At 54.6% G+C, this 15,066-nt stretch carries 15 protein-coding genes; 12 read left to right on the forward strand and 3 right to left on the reverse strand.

What is annotated here, in order from left to right; translation table 11 throughout:
• The first annotated feature begins 224 nt into the window (after positions 1-224).
• The 11 genes from livK (at position 225) to ugpQ (ending at position 10,707) form a co-directional block, all read left to right on the forward strand.
• Positions 225-1,334, forward strand: coding sequence for a high-affinity branched-chain amino acid ABC transporter substrate-binding protein LivK (livK, locus tag ACLD3P_RS12820; RefSeq protein WP_000822976.1), 1,110 nt, complete (start codon positions 225-227; stop codon positions 1,332-1,334).
• Between the two features lie 59 nt (positions 1,335-1,393).
• Positions 1,394-2,320 carry a high-affinity branched-chain amino acid ABC transporter permease LivH gene (gene livH, locus ACLD3P_RS12825; RefSeq protein WP_079787505.1) on the forward strand — a complete coding sequence of 309 codons (927 nt, stop codon included), beginning with the start codon at positions 1,394-1,396 and terminating at the stop codon, positions 2,318-2,320.
• Positions 2,317-3,594 (forward strand): branched chain amino acid ABC transporter permease LivM, encoded by a 1,278-nt coding sequence (gene livM / locus ACLD3P_RS12830; RefSeq protein ID WP_000803764.1) that lies wholly within the window; start codon positions 2,317-2,319, stop codon positions 3,592-3,594. The genes livH and livM overlap by 4 nt, the downstream gene beginning before the upstream one ends.
• The gene (gene livG / locus ACLD3P_RS12835; protein ID WP_024797726.1) at positions 3,591-4,358 is read left to right on the forward strand and encodes a high-affinity branched-chain amino acid ABC transporter ATP-binding protein LivG; all 768 of its coding nucleotides are present in this window, start codon (positions 3,591-3,593) and stop codon (positions 4,356-4,358) included. The genes livM and livG overlap by 4 nt, the downstream gene beginning before the upstream one ends.
• A gap of 1 nt (position 4,359) precedes the next feature.
• A complete protein-coding gene (gene livF, locus ACLD3P_RS12840; RefSeq protein ID WP_000416114.1) occupies positions 4,360-5,073 on the forward strand; it encodes a high-affinity branched-chain amino acid ABC transporter ATP-binding protein LivF in 714 nt (237 codons plus the stop codon).
• 163 nt (positions 5,074-5,236) lie between these two features.
• Entirely contained in the window at positions 5,237-5,515 is a 279-nt protein-coding gene (locus tag ACLD3P_RS12845; RefSeq protein WP_000621260.1) for a hypothetical protein, read from the forward strand.
• A 232-nt stretch (positions 5,516-5,747) separates the two neighbouring features.
• Positions 5,748-7,064, forward strand: coding sequence for an ABC transporter substrate-binding protein (gene ugpB / locus ACLD3P_RS12850; protein ID WP_411006497.1), 1,317 nt, complete (start codon positions 5,748-5,750; stop codon positions 7,062-7,064).
• A gap of 104 nt (positions 7,065-7,168) precedes the next feature.
• Positions 7,169-8,056 carry a sn-glycerol-3-phosphate ABC transporter permease UgpA gene (gene ugpA / locus ACLD3P_RS12855; protein WP_000094074.1) on the forward strand — a complete coding sequence of 296 codons (888 nt, stop codon included), beginning with the start codon at positions 7,169-7,171 and terminating at the stop codon, positions 8,054-8,056.
• On the forward strand, positions 8,053-8,898 hold the full coding sequence (gene ugpE, locus ACLD3P_RS12860) for a sn-glycerol-3-phosphate ABC transporter permease UgpE (protein ID WP_000572196.1): 846 nt from the start codon (positions 8,053-8,055) through the stop codon (positions 8,896-8,898). The genes ugpA and ugpE overlap by 4 nt, the downstream gene beginning before the upstream one ends.
• 1 nt (position 8,899) lies before the next feature.
• A complete protein-coding gene (locus ACLD3P_RS12865; RefSeq protein ID WP_411006496.1) occupies positions 8,900-9,970 on the forward strand; it encodes a sn-glycerol-3-phosphate import ATP-binding protein UgpC in 1,071 nt (356 codons plus the stop codon).
• Positions 9,967-10,707, forward strand: a complete 741-nt coding sequence (gene ugpQ / locus ACLD3P_RS12870) for a glycerophosphodiester phosphodiesterase (RefSeq protein ID WP_000073548.1) — start codon at positions 9,967-9,969, stop codon at positions 10,705-10,707. Before ACLD3P_RS12865 ends, ugpQ begins: the two co-directional genes overlap by 4 nt.
• A 12-nt stretch (positions 10,708-10,719) precedes the next feature.
• On the opposite strand, the gene ACLD3P_RS12875 is transcribed toward ugpQ, so the two are convergent.
• Complete coding sequence (locus tag ACLD3P_RS12875; protein ID WP_000826041.1) at positions 10,720-11,136, reverse strand: DUF2756 family protein; 417 nt, start codon at positions 11,134-11,136, stop codon at positions 10,720-10,722.
• Between the two features lie 125 nt (positions 11,137-11,261).
• On the opposite strand from ACLD3P_RS12875, the gene ggt reads away from it, so the two are divergent.
• The gene (gene ggt, locus ACLD3P_RS12880; RefSeq protein ID WP_411006495.1) at positions 11,262-13,004 is read left to right on the forward strand and encodes a gamma-glutamyltranspeptidase; all 1,743 of its coding nucleotides are present in this window, start codon (positions 11,262-11,264) and stop codon (positions 13,002-13,004) included.
• Between the two features lie 44 nt (positions 13,005-13,048).
• On the opposite strand, the gene ACLD3P_RS12885 is transcribed toward ggt, so the two are convergent.
• Both ACLD3P_RS12885 and ACLD3P_RS12890 read right to left on the reverse strand, forming a co-directional pair.
• Positions 13,049-14,083, reverse strand: a complete 1,035-nt coding sequence (locus ACLD3P_RS12885; RefSeq protein WP_052921496.1) for a phosphotriesterase — start codon at positions 14,081-14,083, stop codon at positions 13,049-13,051.
• On the reverse strand, positions 14,080-15,051 hold the full coding sequence (locus ACLD3P_RS12890; RefSeq protein ID WP_411006494.1) for a DMT family transporter: 972 nt from the start codon (positions 15,049-15,051) through the stop codon (positions 14,080-14,082). Before ACLD3P_RS12890 ends, ACLD3P_RS12885 begins: the two co-directional genes overlap by 4 nt.
• Between the last annotated feature and the right edge of the window lie 15 nt (positions 15,052-15,066).

Raw genomic sequence — 15,066 nt, forward strand, 5'->3', positions numbered from 1 at the left:
TTTATGCTGACAAGCGTGCTTTTTTTTGTTTATCTATAGCGAAAAGCAGAATATTATCTTTCCTTAATAGACTGAAAAATAGAGATTTTAATCTTATTATGCTTTAAATGCTGCGCTAACTCATTAATGAGTCAGTAAAAAGCGCACCATTTATAAAAAGTACAGTCTGCTTTTTAACCAGCAAAAAACAAAACATATAACATCACGAATGGGGATACAGGCACATGAAACGGAAAGCGAAAACGATAATCGCAGGGATTGTTGCATTAGCAGTCTCGCAGGGGGCAATGGCAGATGATATTAAAGTCGCCATAGTCGGGGCGATGTCCGGCCCGGTAGCGCAATGGGGCGATATGGAATTTAACGGCGCGCGCCAGGCCATTAAAGACATCAACGCTAAAGGCGGTATTAAAGGCGATAAGCTGGTCGGCGTAGAGTACGATGATGCCTGCGATCCAAAACAGGCGGTGGCGGTGGCCAACAAAATCGTTAACGACGGTATTCAGTACGTTATTGGTCACTTGTGTTCTTCTTCTACTCAGCCAGCATCCGATATCTATGAAGATGAAGGTATTCTGATGATCTCCCCGGGGGCGACTAACCCGGAGCTGACCCAGCGCGGCTATCAGTACATTATGCGTACCGCCGGCCTGGACTCCTCCCAGGGGCCAACAGCCGCGAAATATATCCTGGAAACGGTGAAACCGCAGCGCATCGCTATCATTCACGATAAACAGCAATACGGCGAAGGACTGGCGCGCTCCGTGCAGGATGGTCTGAAGCAGGGCAATGCCAATATTGTCTTTTTTGATGGTATTACCGCCGGTGAAAAAGATTTCTCCGCCCTGATTGCTCGCTTGCAAAAAGAGAATATCGACTTTGTGTATTACGGCGGCTACTACCCGGAAATGGGGCAGATGCTGCGCCAGGCGCGGGCTAATGGCCTGAAAACGCAATTTATGGGGCCGGAAGGCGTGGGTAACGCGTCGCTGTCCAATATTGCGGGTGGTGCGGCGGAAGGCATGTTGGTGACGATGCCAAAACGTTATGACCAGGACCCGGCGAATAAAGCGATTGTCGAGGCGCTGAAAGCCGACAAGAAAGATCCCAGCGGTCCGTATGTCTGGATCACCTACGCCGCCGTCCAGTCGCTGGCGACCGCAATGACGCGTAGCGCCAGCCATGCTCCGCTGGATCTGGTGAAAGATCTTAAAGCGAACGGGGCTGATACCGTTATTGGGCCGCTGAAATGGGATGAAAAAGGCGATCTTAAGGGATTTGAATTTGGCGTCTTCCAGTGGCACGCCGACGGCTCGTCAACCGTCGCGAAGTAATGCCAGAAGATAAGTTATCCCACCGCCCGCACGCCGGGCGGGTTTAAAAAGGTTACCTTATGTCCGAGCAGTTTCTCTATTTCTTGCAGCAGATGTTTAACGGCGTCACGCTGGGGAGCACCTACGCGCTGATTGCTATCGGTTATACGATGGTGTACGGCATTATCGGCATGATCAACTTCGCTCATGGCGAGGTGTATATGATCGGCAGCTACGTCTCTTTTATGATCATCGCCGCGCTAATGATGATGGGAATAGACACCAGTTGGCTCCTGGTGGCCGCCGGATTTATCAGCGCGATTATTATTGCCAGCGCCTACGGCTGGAGTATCGAGCGAGTCGCTTACCGGCCTGTGCGCAACTCCAAGCGCCTGATCGCCCTGATTTCCGCCATCGGGATGTCTATCTTTCTGCAAAACTACGTCAGCCTGACGGAAGGTTCGCGCGACGTGGCGCTACCCAGCCTGTTTAACGGCCAGTGGATTGTGGGCAGCAGCGAAAACTTTTCCGCGTCCATCACCACCATGCAGGCGGTTATCTGGATAGTCACCTTTCTGGCTATGCTGGCGCTCACCATTTTCATTCGCTACTCCCGGATGGGCCGCGCCTGCCGCGCCTGCGCGGAGGATCTGAAAATGGCCAGCCTGCTCGGCATTAATACCGACCGCGTCATTGCGCTAACGTTTGTTATCGGCGCGGCAATGGCGGCGGTGGCGGGTGTGCTGCTTGGGCAATTTTACGGCGTGATTAACCCCTACATCGGTTTTATGGCCGGGATGAAAGCGTTCACCGCGGCGGTGCTGGGCGGTATTGGCAGCATTCCGGGCGCGATGATCGGCGGTCTGATTTTGGGCGTCGCCGAAGCGCTCTCGTCTGCATATTTAAGTACCGAATATAAAGATGTCGTGTCGTTCGCTCTGCTGATTCTGGTACTGCTGGTGATGCCGACCGGTATCCTGGGGCGTCCGGAGGTAGAGAAAGTATGAAACCGATGCATATTGCGATGGCTCTGTTCTCTGCGGCGATGTTCTTCGTTCTGGCTGGCGTCTTCATGGGCGTACAACTGGAGCTGGACGGCACCAAACTGGTGGTGGATACCGCCGCCGACATCCGCTGGCAGTGGATCTTTATCGGTACGGCAGTGGTTTTTTTCTTTCAGTTGCTGCGTCCGATGTTCCAGAAAGCGGTGAAGCACGTCTCCGGACCGAAGTTTATTCTGCCGGCGATCGATGGCTCTACCGTTAAGCAAAAGCTGTTTCTGATGGCGCTGTTGGTTATCGCCGTGGCGTGGCCGTTTATGGTGTCGCGCGGTAGCGTCGATATCGCCACTATGACCATGATTTATATCATCCTCGGTCTGGGGCTGAACGTGGTGGTGGGGCTGTCCGGCCTGCTGGTATTGGGCTACGGCGGCTTTTACGCCATCGGCGCTTATACCTTTGCGCTGCTCAACCACTATTATGGTTTGGGTTTCTGGACCTGCCTGCCGCTGGCGGGACTGGTCTCCGCCGCCGCCGGTTTCCTGCTCGGCTTCCCGGTACTGCGCCTGCGCGGCGACTATCTGGCGATTGTGACGCTCGGCTTCGGCGAAATCGTCCGTATCCTGTTGCTCAACAACACTGAAATTACTGGCGGCCCGAACGGTATCAGCCAGATCCCCAAACCGACGCTGTTTGGTCTGGAGTTTAGCCGCAACACCCGCGAAGGCGGCTGGGATACCTTCAGCAATTTCTTTGGCGTGAAGTACGACCCATCCGACCGGGTCATTTTCCTTTATCTGGTGGCCCTGTTGCTGGTGGTCCTGTCGCTGTTTGTCATTAACCGCCTGCTGCGTATGCCGCTGGGCCGGGCGTGGGAAGCATTGCGTGAGGATGAGATCGCCTGTCGCTCATTAGGTTTAAGCCCGACGCGCATCAAGCTGACCGCTTTTACTATCAGCGCCGCGTTTGCCGGTTTCGCCGGGACGTTGTTTGCCGCCCGCCAGGGCTTTGTCAGCCCGGAATCTTTCACCTTCGCCGAATCCGCCTTCGTGCTGGCGATTGTGGTGCTGGGCGGAATGGGCTCGCAGTTTGCGGTGATCCTGGCGGCGGTTCTGCTGGTGGTGTCGCGCGAGTTGATGCGCGACTTCAACGAATACAGCATGTTGATGCTCGGTGGTTTGATGGTGTTGATGATGATCTGGCGCCCGCAGGGATTGCTGCCGATGACGCGTCCGCAGTTGAAGCTGAAAAGTGGTCAGGCGAAAGGAGAGCAGGCATGAGTCAGCCATTATTAGCGGTTAACGGCCTGATGATGCGCTTTGGCGGTTTGCTGGCGGTCAACAATGTATCGCTGGAATTGCGTGAGCGGGAAATTGTGTCGCTGATTGGCCCTAACGGCGCGGGTAAAACGACGGTGTTTAACTGCCTGACCGGTTTCTATAAGCCGACAGGCGGTACGATCACGTTGCGCGAGCGGCATCTGGAAGGGTTGCCAGGCCAGCAGATCGCCCGCATGGGCGTGGTACGCACTTTCCAGCATGTGCGCCTGTTTCGCGAAATGACGGTGATTGAAAACCTGCTGGTGGCGCAGCACCAGCAACTGAAAACGGGCCTCTTTTCCGGCCTGTTGAAAACGCCCGCTTTCCGCCGTGCGCAAAGCGAAGCGCTGGACCGCGCGGCGACCTGGCTTGAGCGTATTGGCCTGCTGGAACATGCCAACCGCCAGGCCAGTAATCTGGCCTACGGCGACCAGCGCCGGCTGGAGATTGCCCGCTGCATGGTGACGCAGCCAGAAATTCTGATGCTCGACGAACCGGCGGCCGGCCTTAACCCGAAAGAGACCAAAGAGCTGGATGAGCTGATTGCCGAACTACGTAACCATCACAACACTACTATCTTGCTGATTGAACACGATATGAAGCTGGTGATGGGCATTTCCGATCGCATTTACGTGGTGAATCAGGGCACGCCGCTGGCGAACGGCACGCCGGAAGAGGTTCGCAACAACCCGGACGTCATCCGCGCTTATCTGGGTGAGGCATAAGATGGAAAAAACGATGTTAACGTTTGAAAAAGTTAGCGCCCACTACGGCAAGATTCAGGCGCTGCACGACGTCAGTCTGCACATCAACCAGGGGGAAATCGTTACCCTGATTGGCGCTAACGGCGCGGGGAAAACGACGCTGCTTGGCACCTTGTGCGGCGATCCGCGCGCCTCCAGCGGACGGGTGGTGTTTGACGGTAAAGACATCACCGACTGGCAGACGGCGAAAATCATGCGTGAAGCGGTGGCGATAGTACCGGAAGGGCGGCGCGTCTTCTCGCGGATGACGGTGGAAGAGAATCTGGCGATGGGCGGTTTTTTTGCCGAGCGCGATCGGTTTCAGGAACGTATCAAATGGGTGTACGAGCTGTTTCCGCGCCTGCATGAACGCCGTATCCAGCGAGCGGGTACCATGTCCGGCGGCGAACAGCAGATGCTGGCGATTGGCCGCGCGCTGATGAGCCAGCCGAGGCTATTGCTGCTGGATGAACCGTCGCTGGGGCTGGCGCCGATCATCATCCAGCAGATCTTCGACACCATTGAGCAGTTGCGCGAGCAGGGTATGACCATCTTCCTTGTCGAGCAAAACGCCAACCAGGCGCTGAAGCTCGCCGACCGCGGTTATGTGCTGGAAAACGGCCACGTAGTGCTATCCGATACCGGTGATGCACTGCTGGCGAACGAAGCGGTGCGCAGCGCCTATCTGGGCGGATAAGGCGCAGTTTACAGCTGCCATCTGGCAAACGCGCCCGGTGGCGCTACCGCTTACCGGACCTGGCGGATTACTCGGCATTCGGCAAATCAGTAGAACATTTTTCGTACCAATATGTTATAGTTGAGAATAATTATCAACTATAACCACCGAAGAAGGAGCAAGGATGATACGTTCAGGCGCCTGCATAATGGGAACGCTGTTGTTCGCGGCTTCGTTCAGTGTTAACGCCTTAACCTCAAACGATTTTGATCCCCGCGATCCTGCTATCTGGCAAGAAGAAACCGCAACGCCTTATCCACTGGCCGCAACGACCTGCGAAGTACGTCATCATCCGGATTGTGCAACGTGGGAGGATGAAAAATCCGACATTCAGCGTGAACGCGAGCGGCGAGATCAGCGGCGCTTACAAAATCTGTACAAAAAGTATTCTCATCGTGATTAACTGCTGACGCCAGCCAAATAACGCATGTCTGGTCAGCATTACGCTGTCAGACGTGCCGTAGCTCCCACTTTTCTTTTCCGGCGCTTTCACTGCCTTGCCATCTCTCTGTCGCCTTACTATCTTTTTTTTGTAATAAAAAAGTTATTTTTCTGTCATTCGAGCATGTCATGTTACCCCCGCGAACATAAAACGCGTGATATCGCGCATCCCGGCACAAAAAGAGAGATAACCGATGATATCGTTACGACATACAGCTTTAGGACTGGCGCTGAGTCTGGCATTTACGGGTCAGGCGTTGGCCGTCACCACTATTCCATTCTGGCATTCAATGGAAGGGGAGTTAGGCAAAGAAGTTGATTCACTGGCGCAACGTTTCAACCAGGCCAATCCGGATTACAAAATCGTTCCGGTCTATAAGGGGAACTATGAACAGAACCTGAGCGCCGGGATCGCGGCATTCCGTACCGGCAACGCGCCGGCAATATTGCAGGTTTATGAGGTTGGGACAGCGACCATGATGGCCTCGAAAGCCATTAAGCCGGTTTATGAAGTGTTTAAAGACGCCGGTATTAACTTTGACGAGTCCCAATTTGTGCCAACCGTTGCAGGCTACTACACCGATGCTAAAAGCGGGCATCTGCTCTCCCAGCCCTTTAACAGCTCCACGCCGGTACTGTACTACAACAAAGACGCCTTTAAGAAAGCCGGTTTAGATCCGGAACAGCCGCCGAAAACCTGGCAGGAGCTGGCTGACTATACCGCGAAATTGAGAGCGGCAGGCATGAAATGCGGTTACGCCAGCGGCTGGCAAGGCTGGATCCAACTGGAAAACTTCAGCGCCTGGAACGGTCTCCCCTTCGCCAGTAAAAACAATGGCTTTGACGGTACAGATGCGGTGCTGGAGTTTAATAAGCCAGAGCAGGTGAAACATATCGCGCTGCTGGAAGAGATGAATAAAAAAGGCGATTTTAGCTATGTTGGGCGTAAGGACGAGTCTACCGAGAAGTTTTATAACGGTGACTGCGCGATGACAACCGCGTCCTCCGGTTCGCTCGCCAATATCCGCCAGTATGCCAAATTTAACTATGGCGTGGGTATGATGCCGTACGACGCTGATATCAAGGGCGCGCCGCAAAACGCCATTATCGGCGGAGCCAGCCTATGGGTCATGCAGGGTAAAGATAAAGAAACCTATACCGGCGTCGCCAAATTCCTCGACTTCCTGGCAAAACCGGAAAACGCTGCTGAATGGCATCAAAAAACCGGCTACCTGCCGATTACCACCGCCGCCTACGAGCTGACCCGCGAGCAGGGTTATTACGATAAAAACCTCGGTGCGGATATCGCCACTCGCCAGATGTTGAATAAGCCGCCGTTACCCTTCACCAAAGGCTTGCGTCTGGGCAATATGCCGCAGATTCGTACCATCGTGGACGAAGAGCTGGAAAGCGTCTGGACCGGGAAGAAAACCCCACAACAGGCGTTGGATACCGCAGTGGATCGCGGGAATCAGTTGCTGCGTCGTTTTGAGAAAGCGAGCAAATCTTAAGTGTATAAGTGCCTGATGGCGCTGCGCTTATCAGGCCTACAGCGTTTGTAGGCCGGATAAGGTGCTTGCACCGCCATCCGGCACCTTCCAGGAAAAGAACCTTCATGTCATCATTCCGTCCGGTGTTCCGCTCGCGCTGGCTGCCGTATTTACTGGTTGCCCCGCAGTTGGTTATCACCGTTATTTTCTTTATCTGGCCTGCGGGCGAAGCGCTGTGGTATTCGCTGCAAAGCGTCGATCCGTTTGGTTTTTCCAGCCAATTTGTCGGGCTGGAGAATTTCGTCGCGCTTTTTCACGACAGTTATTATCTCGACGCCTTCTGGACGACGATTAAATTCAGCGCGCTGGTCACGTTTAGCGGCCTGCTGGTCTCGCTGTTTTTCGCCGCCCTGGTGGATTACGTGGTGCGCGGCAGCCGTTTTTATCAGACGCTGATGCTGCTGCCTTATGCCGTCGCGCCCGCCGTCGCCGCCGTATTGTGGATTTTCCTGTTTAACCCGGGGCGGGGATTAATCACCCATTTCCTCGGCGAATTCGGCTATGACTGGAACCACGCGCAAAACAGCGGTCAGGCGATGTTCCTGGTGGTATTTGCGTCAGTCTGGAAGCAGATTAGTTACAACTTTTTATTCTTCTTTGCCGCGCTGCAATCCATTCCCCGCTCGCTGGTGGAAGCGGCGGCCATTGACGGCGCCGGGCCGATTCGTCGTTTCTTCCGGCTTTCTTTGCCGCTTATTGCGCCGGTCAGTTTCTTCCTGCTGGTGGTCAACCTGGTGTATGCCTTTTTCGACACCTTCCCGGTGATCGACGCCGCGACCGCCGGCGGGCCGGTACAAGCCACCACGACGCTGATTTATAAGATCTATCGCGAAGGGTTTACCGGCCTGGATCTCTCGGCGTCCGCCGCGCAGTCGGTGGTGTTGATGTTCCTCGTCATCATTCTGACGGTGGTGCAGTTCCGCTATGTGGAAAGTAAGGTGCGTTACCAATGATAGAGAATCGTCGCGGGCTGACAATATTCAGCCATACCATGCTGATTCTGGGGATCGCGGTCATTTTGTTTCCGCTGTATGTCGCGTTTGTCGCGGCGACGCTGGACGACCGCGCGGTGTTTGAGACGCCGATGACGCTGCTTCCCGGCACGCAGTTACTGGAGAATATCAAAACTATTTGGGTCAACGGCGTCGGTGTTAATAGCGCGCCATTCTGGCTGATGATGCTTAACAGTTTCATTATGGCGTTCAGCATTACGGTAGGCAAAATCACGGTATCTATGCTGTCCGCATTCGCCATCGTCTGGTTTCGTTTTCCCCTGCGTAACCTGTTCTTCTGGATGATTTTTATCACCCTGATGCTGCCGGTTGAAGTGCGTATCTTCCCGACGGTGGAAGTGATCGCCAACCTGAAAATGCTCGACAGCTATGCCGGTCTGACGCTACCGCTGATGGCGTCCGCTACCGCCACTTTCCTGTTTCGTCAGTTCTTCATGACGCTTCCGGATGAACTGGTGGAGGCGGCCCGTATTGACGGCGCGTCGCCGATGCGCTTTTTCCGCGACATCGTGTTGCCGCTGTCAAAAACCAACCTGGCGGCGTTATTCGTCATCACCTTTATCTACGGCTGGAACCAGTATCTGTGGCCGCTGTTGATTATCACCGACGTGAATCTTGGCACTGCCGTAGCGGGTATCAAAGGGATGATCGCCACCGGCGAAGGTACCACGCAATGGAACCAGGTGATGGCGGCAATGCTGCTGACTCTGATTCCCCCGGTCGTAATTGTGTTAGCCATGCAACGGGCGTTTGTGCGTGGTTTAGTGGACAGTGAGAAATAACATGGCAGGACTGAAATTACAGGCAGTAACCAAAAGCTGGGACGGCAAAACCCAGGTCATTCAACCGTTAACGCTGGACGTGGCGGATGGCGAATTTATCGTGATGGTCGGGCCGTCCGGCTGCGGCAAATCAACGTTGTTGCGGATGGTGGCCGGTCTGGAACGCGTGACCAGCGGCGATATCTGGATTGATCGCAAACGTGTCACCGAGATGGAGTCCAAAGATCGCGGCATCGCGATGGTATTTCAGAACTATGCTCTCTATCCCCATATGAGCGTAGAGGAGAACATGGCGTGGGGACTAAAAATTCGCGGTATGAGTAAAGCGCATATTGAAGAACGCGTGCGGGAGGCGGCGCGCATTCTGGAGCTGGACGGCCTGCTTAAACGCCGTCCACGCGAGCTTTCCGGCGGTCAACGGCAGCGCGTGGCAATGGGGCGCGCGATCGTCCGCGAGCCGGCAGTCTTTTTATTCGACGAACCGCTTTCTAACCTCGACGCCAAGCTGCGCGTGCAGATGCGTCTGGAGTTACAACATCTGCATCGTCGTCTTCGTACCACCTCGCTCTATGTTACTCACGATCAGGTAGAGGCGATGACGCTGGCCCAGCGGGTGATGGTGATGAATAAAGGCGTCGCAGAACAGATTGGCACGCCGGTAGAGGTATATGAAAAACCGGCCAGTCGCTTCGTGGCGAGCTTTATTGGCAGCCCGGCGATGAACCTGTTGGACGGCGTTATCAGCGCTTCCGGCGACCGTTTCGAATTGCCTGGCGGTCTGGCGTTGCCGATTGGTGCGGGCTATCGGGGTCATGCCGGACGTAAAATGACGCTGGGTATCCGCCCGGAGCATATTGCGTTAAGCTCGCAGGCGGAAGGCGGCGTGCCGCTAACGGTAGACACGCTGGAGATTCTGGGCGCGGATAATCTGGCGCATGGGCGCTGGGGCGATCAGAAACTGGTGGTGCGGTTGGCGCATCAGCAGCGCCCGGCGGCGGGCAGTACGCTATGGCTGCATCTGCCGGAACATCAGCGGCATCTTTTTGATGGCGAAACAGGACAACGCGTATGAGTAACTGGCCTTATCCCCACATTGTCGCCCATCGCGGCGGCGGTAAACTGGCGCCGGAAAACACTCTGGCGGCGATTGACGTGGGCGCGCGATACGGGCACACCATGATTGAGTTTGATGCCAAGCTGTCGAAAGACGGCGAAATTTTCCTGCTGCATGACGATAACCTGGAGCGCACCAGCAATGGTTGGGGCGTGGCGGGCGAGTTGAACTGGCAGGATTTATTGCGTGTGGACGCTGGCGGTTGGTTTAGCGGCGAATTTAAAGGCGAGCCGCTGCCGCTGCTCTCGCAGGTGGCGGAGCGCTGCCGTAAACACGGCATGATGGCGAATATTGAGATCAAACCGACAACGGGGAGCGGAAGGCTAACAGGACGCGTCGTGGCGTTGGCCGCCCGCGAACTGTGGGCCGGGATGACGCCGCCGCTGCTTTCTTCCTTTGAGATAGAGGCGCTGGAAGCGGCGCAGGCGGCAGCACCTGAACTGCCGCGCGGGTTACTGCTGGATAAATGGCGTGAAGACTGGCGTGAACTGACGACCCGTCTGGGCTGTGTTTCCCTCCATCTCAACCATAAATTACTCGATGAGACGCGAGTGCAAGAGATTAAGGCCGCGGGTCTGCGGATTCTGGTGTATACCGTCAATCAGCCCCAGCGGGCGGCAGAGCTGCTGCGCTGGGGCGTGGATTGTATCTGCACCGATCGTATTGATGACATCGGCCCTCACTTTCAGTTTTAAGGGCTGTCAGTTTTAAGGGCTGATGGTTTTCAGCGGGATGTCAGGCTGCGGCGTCCCGCTGTCCTGCTGCAACATTGGCTGGGAATGGTTTAGCATCCGGTCCGGATTTCCGCTGCCGCTGAGCATTCCGCCCTGCGTATTGGGCAGCGTTTGCTGACCGAGCATACCGTTGCCCGGCTGTCCCTGCTGAACCCGCTGCGTATTGGCATTCAACTGCGACTGTAGATTTTGCTGCTGGCTGCGCGCCTGCGTTTGCATCTGTTGTTTCAACATACCCTGCTGCTGAATCTGCTGCGTTTGCATCTGCGTCTGCATACGCTGCTGGCTGGGGATCTGATAACCTGGCTGATTAGGATTATTCATAGTGTTAATTGGCTGGGCCAATACAGCAAAGGGTAACAAAGCCGTAATAAGTAGTAAGCGTTTCATTGTCGTCTCCTCCCGATGAGGTCTCTTTTTAAGTGTACCTCTATTTCGCCATGATGATGATTTTTTAAGCGTTGTGGACCAGGATTAAACGGGACATACACCCATTTATCTGGAGAAAAACAACGATGAAACCAACGTTTATGCGCTGGGTGGCGATCGCCGCTCTGCTGGCCGGGGGGACGTTTAGCGCGGTGGCCAATCCTCCCGTCGCGCCGCCAGTCTCCTATGGTGTTGAAGAAGATGTCTTTCATCCTGTGAGGGCGACGCAAGGGATGGTGGCCTCGGTGGATGCAATGGCGACGCAGGTTGGCGTGGATATCTTAAAGCAGGGCGGTAATGCCGTGGATGCCGCCGTCGCCGTGGGCTATGCGCTGGCTGTCACGCATCCGCAAGCCGGGAATCTGGGCGGCGGAGGATTTATGCTGCTGCGCACTAAAGATGGCGCTACCACGGCGATCGATTTTCGTGAAATGGCGCCTGCTGGCGCGACCCGTGATATGTTCCTCGACGATCAGGGTAACGCCGATGCGAAAAAGTCGCTGACGTCGCATCTGGCATCCGGTACGCCGGGTACCGTGGCGGGGTTCTCGCTGGCGCTGGAGAAATACGGCACGATGCCGCTGAATAAAGTGGTGCGTCCGGCGATGAAGCTGGCGGAAGAGGGTTTTGTGGTTAACGATGCGCTGGCCGACGACTTAAAAACTTACGGCAGCGAAGTGATCCCTAATCATGAGAACAGCAAAGCCATTTTCTGGAAAGACGGCGAGCCGCTGAAAAAAGGCGATAAGCTGGTCCAGAAGAATCTGGCGAAAAGCCTGGAAATGATTGCCGAAAACGGCCCGGATGCGTTTTATAAAGGGGCGATTGCTGACCAGATTGCCGCAGAAATGCAGAAGAACGGCGGTCTGATGACCAAAGAGGATTTAGCCAACTATAAAGCCGTTGAGCGTACGCCAATCAGCGGTGACTATCGCGGGTATCAGGTCTTCTCCATGCCGCCGCCATCCTCGGGCGGTATTCACATCGTACAGATCCTGAATATCCTCGAAAACTTCGACATGAAGAAGTACGGCTTTGGCAGCGCCGATGCCATGCAAATCATGGCGGAAGCGGAAAAATACGCCTACGCTGACCGCTCAGAGTATCTGGGCGATCCGGACTTTGTGAAAGTGCCGTGGCAGGCGCTGACCCACAAAGCCTATGCGAAAACGCTGGCCGATCAAATTGATATCAACAAGGCCAAACCTTCCAGCCAGATAAAACCGGGCAAGCTCGCCCCGTATGAAAGCAACCAGACCACCCACTTCTCGGTGGTGGATAAAGACGGCAATGCCGTGGCGGTGACCTATACCCTGAACACCACCTTCGGCACAGGAATTGTGGCGGGAAATACCGGTATTCTGCTGAATAATCAAATGGATGATTTTTCTGCTAAACCCGGTGTACCTAATGTTTATGGCCTGGTGGGCGGCGATGCTAACGCGGTCGGTCCGAAGAAGCGTCCGCTGTCGTCGATGTCGCCGACTATCGTCGTTAAAGAGGGCAAAACCTGGCTGGTGACCGGCAGCCCTGGCGGGAGTCGAATCATCACTACCGTGCTGCAAATGGTAGTGAACAGCATTGATTTTGGCATGAACGTCGCCGAAGCGACCAACGCGCCGCGTTTCCATCATCAATGGTTGCCGGACGAACTGCGGGTAGAAAAGGGCTTCAGCCCCGATACGCTGAAGTTGCTGGAACAGAAAGGGCAGAAAGTCGCGCTGAAAGAAGCGATGGGCAGCACCCAAAGTATTATGGTTGGACCGGATGGCGAACTGTATGGCGCATCCGACCCGCGTTCCGTGGATGATTTAACGGCGGGATACTGATTTTTAATTCCAGGCCCGGTGTCAGACACCGGGCTATTTGCAGATTATGCCGTGAGTAATCGGGCTGGATTATCAATACAAAGCTTGCGCAGAGTATCGTTGTCTACTCCGCGAGCAGCCAGATAGGCGAGGAAGACATTCGGGACAAACCCCCAGCCATTTCCGCCATTTTTCGCCCACATCTGTTTGAGAAAAACATCATGGCTTAAAACGATTTGGTCGGCGTAACCCAGTGCAATCAGATTCGCTACTGCATCTGCGGTCTCCTGAACGCCCGGCGCGACACCTTCTTTTGGAAAGGTGATGTCCAGACCAATCATGTCAAATTCAAGCCATACGCCGCGGTCGAGCATTTTACGTTGATAGACGACATCTTTTCCTGAAGGGTCCGAATGCGCCAGCGAGACTTTTGCCGGAGAGACGTTCATTTCTTCCAGCACGATATCCAGCACCTCATCACCCAGTCGCAGCCACCCTGGCATATGGATATTCATCGCCGTGTGGGGGTTGTTACATTGTGCCAGAGACGCTGCCCGCAGGCTGTTACGCTCCGCTTGGGTAAACGCGGGAGATACGCCGATTTCACCGATCATGCCAGCGCGAATATCCGTCTCGCCAATACCCTGACTCAGTTCTTTATCAATGAGTGAGGCTAACAGCTCAACAGGTTTATGGATCCGGGTACTTTCGAATTTCTCCAGATAAGGTCCGGATGACGCAACGATATTCAAACCCGTTTTTAAGGCAACTTCTCGCAGCGCTGAGGCATCCCGCCCAATGGATTCTGAACCGGTGGCGTCGACAATCGTCCTGCCGCCTAAAGACATAAAGTTATTGATTTCGAAGATAACATCATCAATCTCTTTGCGGTCCATATTATCGGCGCAGCAGTATGGGTCGTGTTTCAGCCCCCACTGCAGGTCAGCACTGACTTTCTTTCCCACCAGTTGCTGTGAAAAAGCATAATGTGGCTCGTCTACGACCGAAGACAGATCGTTAAACAGATGTTCATGCGGTAGCGTCAGCCCCATATCCGTATGCGCCACCGGGCCTGTTACGGTTTGCAGGAAACCTTTCATTCTGACACCTCCATTCTTTGCGCCATTTTGGATGCTCTGTATTCAGGGATGGTGGTCACAATCGCACCGACTAACGCGAACAGCGTACCGAGGATGGTGACCAGGTAGACCGTATTGCCTAATGAAGGGATCAATTCATCAATTAGCACTGAGCCAAGCAGTTGGCCTGCTGTTGACGCTACGCCCAGCATCAATAGCCCTAAGCCTCTCACCAGAATCGCCATTAGCCCGATGGACAGCAGACCCAGCGGACCACCGAGATACATCCACCATGTATCGGGTAACTGGATGGTGACATGGCCTAATGCGATACGTATCGCCAGCGCCGCGCCCAGGACACAAAAGCCGACGATGAAGTTCCATGTAATGGACACCAGCATGGAGCCCGTTGCCTCGGCGACTTTCGCATTTCCCGCAGGCTGCCAGCCAGCGAGTAACCCTGCCAAAAAGGGGAGGATAGCGAGCAGGATAAACGAGGTTGAGTGCCACTGTGGCGACACGACAAAAATGGTGGCGATAACGGCGAACAATGCGCCAGTAATGCGCCATGGCGTAAAATATTTCTTCTCCTCCACACCGATGCCAAAACGGTCGCACAGCAGGCCGGAAAGGAGCAGGGCAGAAATTAATGCCGTTTGAAAGGTGGCAACGCCCAGCGCGCTGGCGGATGCGCCTTCAGAAAATACGACCATCGCCCCGCATAATCCTGCAAACCAATTCCATAGCGGAATTTTTCTCTTTTTAATCAGAGTAGGGATTGAGGCGAATTGCTGGCGTGTTTCTTTGCGCGCAATAATAATAAAAAACATGACGACCAGACCGCTGGCAAACGAGATTACTGCGCAAGCATTACCGTCTTGTAACCAATGTCCTAACTGCCCATTAACGGCAGACTGCATCGGGGAAAGCATACCGGCTAAGATGGTGGCAAGCATCAGTAAGGGGGTTGAGTACTTATTCTTGTTCATACATCAATCCTTATA

It is taken from the genome of Salmonella sp. 741265073_HBA (genome assembly GCF_046569105.1).
Taxonomy (GTDB): Bacteria; Pseudomonadota; Gammaproteobacteria; order Enterobacterales; family Enterobacteriaceae; genus Salmonella; species Salmonella enterica.

What these genes read in the sequence shown, in the direction of transcription:
- ugpA (WP_000094074.1), top strand. Translation starts at nt 7,169, where the DNA reads ATGTCATCATTCCGTCCGGTGTTCCGCTCGCGCTGGCTGCCGTATTTA.
- livF (WP_000416114.1), top strand. Translation starts at nt 4,360, where the DNA reads ATGGAAAAAACGATGTTAACGTTTGAAAAAGTTAGCGCCCACTACGGC.
- livG (WP_024797726.1), top strand. Translation starts at nt 3,591, where the DNA reads ATGAGTCAGCCATTATTAGCGGTTAACGGCCTGATGATGCGCTTTGGC.
- ACLD3P_RS12865 (WP_411006496.1), top strand. Translation starts at nt 8,900, where the DNA reads ATGGCAGGACTGAAATTACAGGCAGTAACCAAAAGCTGGGACGGCAAA.
- ACLD3P_RS12890 (WP_411006494.1), bottom strand. Translation starts at nt 15,051, where the DNA reads ATGAACAAGAATAAGTACTCAACCCCCTTACTGATGCTTGCCACCATC.
- livK (WP_000822976.1), top strand. Translation starts at nt 225, where the DNA reads ATGAAACGGAAAGCGAAAACGATAATCGCAGGGATTGTTGCATTAGCA.
- livM (WP_000803764.1), top strand. Translation starts at nt 2,317, where the DNA reads ATGAAACCGATGCATATTGCGATGGCTCTGTTCTCTGCGGCGATGTTC.
- ugpE (WP_000572196.1), top strand. Translation starts at nt 8,053, where the DNA reads ATGATAGAGAATCGTCGCGGGCTGACAATATTCAGCCATACCATGCTG.
- ACLD3P_RS12875 (WP_000826041.1), bottom strand. Translation starts at nt 11,136, where the DNA reads ATGAAACGCTTACTACTTATTACGGCTTTGTTACCCTTTGCTGTATTG.
- ggt (WP_411006495.1), top strand. Translation starts at nt 11,262, where the DNA reads ATGAAACCAACGTTTATGCGCTGGGTGGCGATCGCCGCTCTGCTGGCC.
- livH (WP_079787505.1), top strand. Translation starts at nt 1,394, where the DNA reads ATGTCCGAGCAGTTTCTCTATTTCTTGCAGCAGATGTTTAACGGCGTC.
- ACLD3P_RS12885 (WP_052921496.1), bottom strand. Translation starts at nt 14,083, where the DNA reads ATGAAAGGTTTCCTGCAAACCGTAACAGGCCCGGTGGCGCATACGGAT.
- ACLD3P_RS12845 (WP_000621260.1), top strand. Translation starts at nt 5,237, where the DNA reads ATGATACGTTCAGGCGCCTGCATAATGGGAACGCTGTTGTTCGCGGCT.
- ugpB (WP_411006497.1), top strand. Translation starts at nt 5,748, where the DNA reads ATGATATCGTTACGACATACAGCTTTAGGACTGGCGCTGAGTCTGGCA.
- ugpQ (WP_000073548.1), top strand. Translation starts at nt 9,967, where the DNA reads ATGAGTAACTGGCCTTATCCCCACATTGTCGCCCATCGCGGCGGCGGT.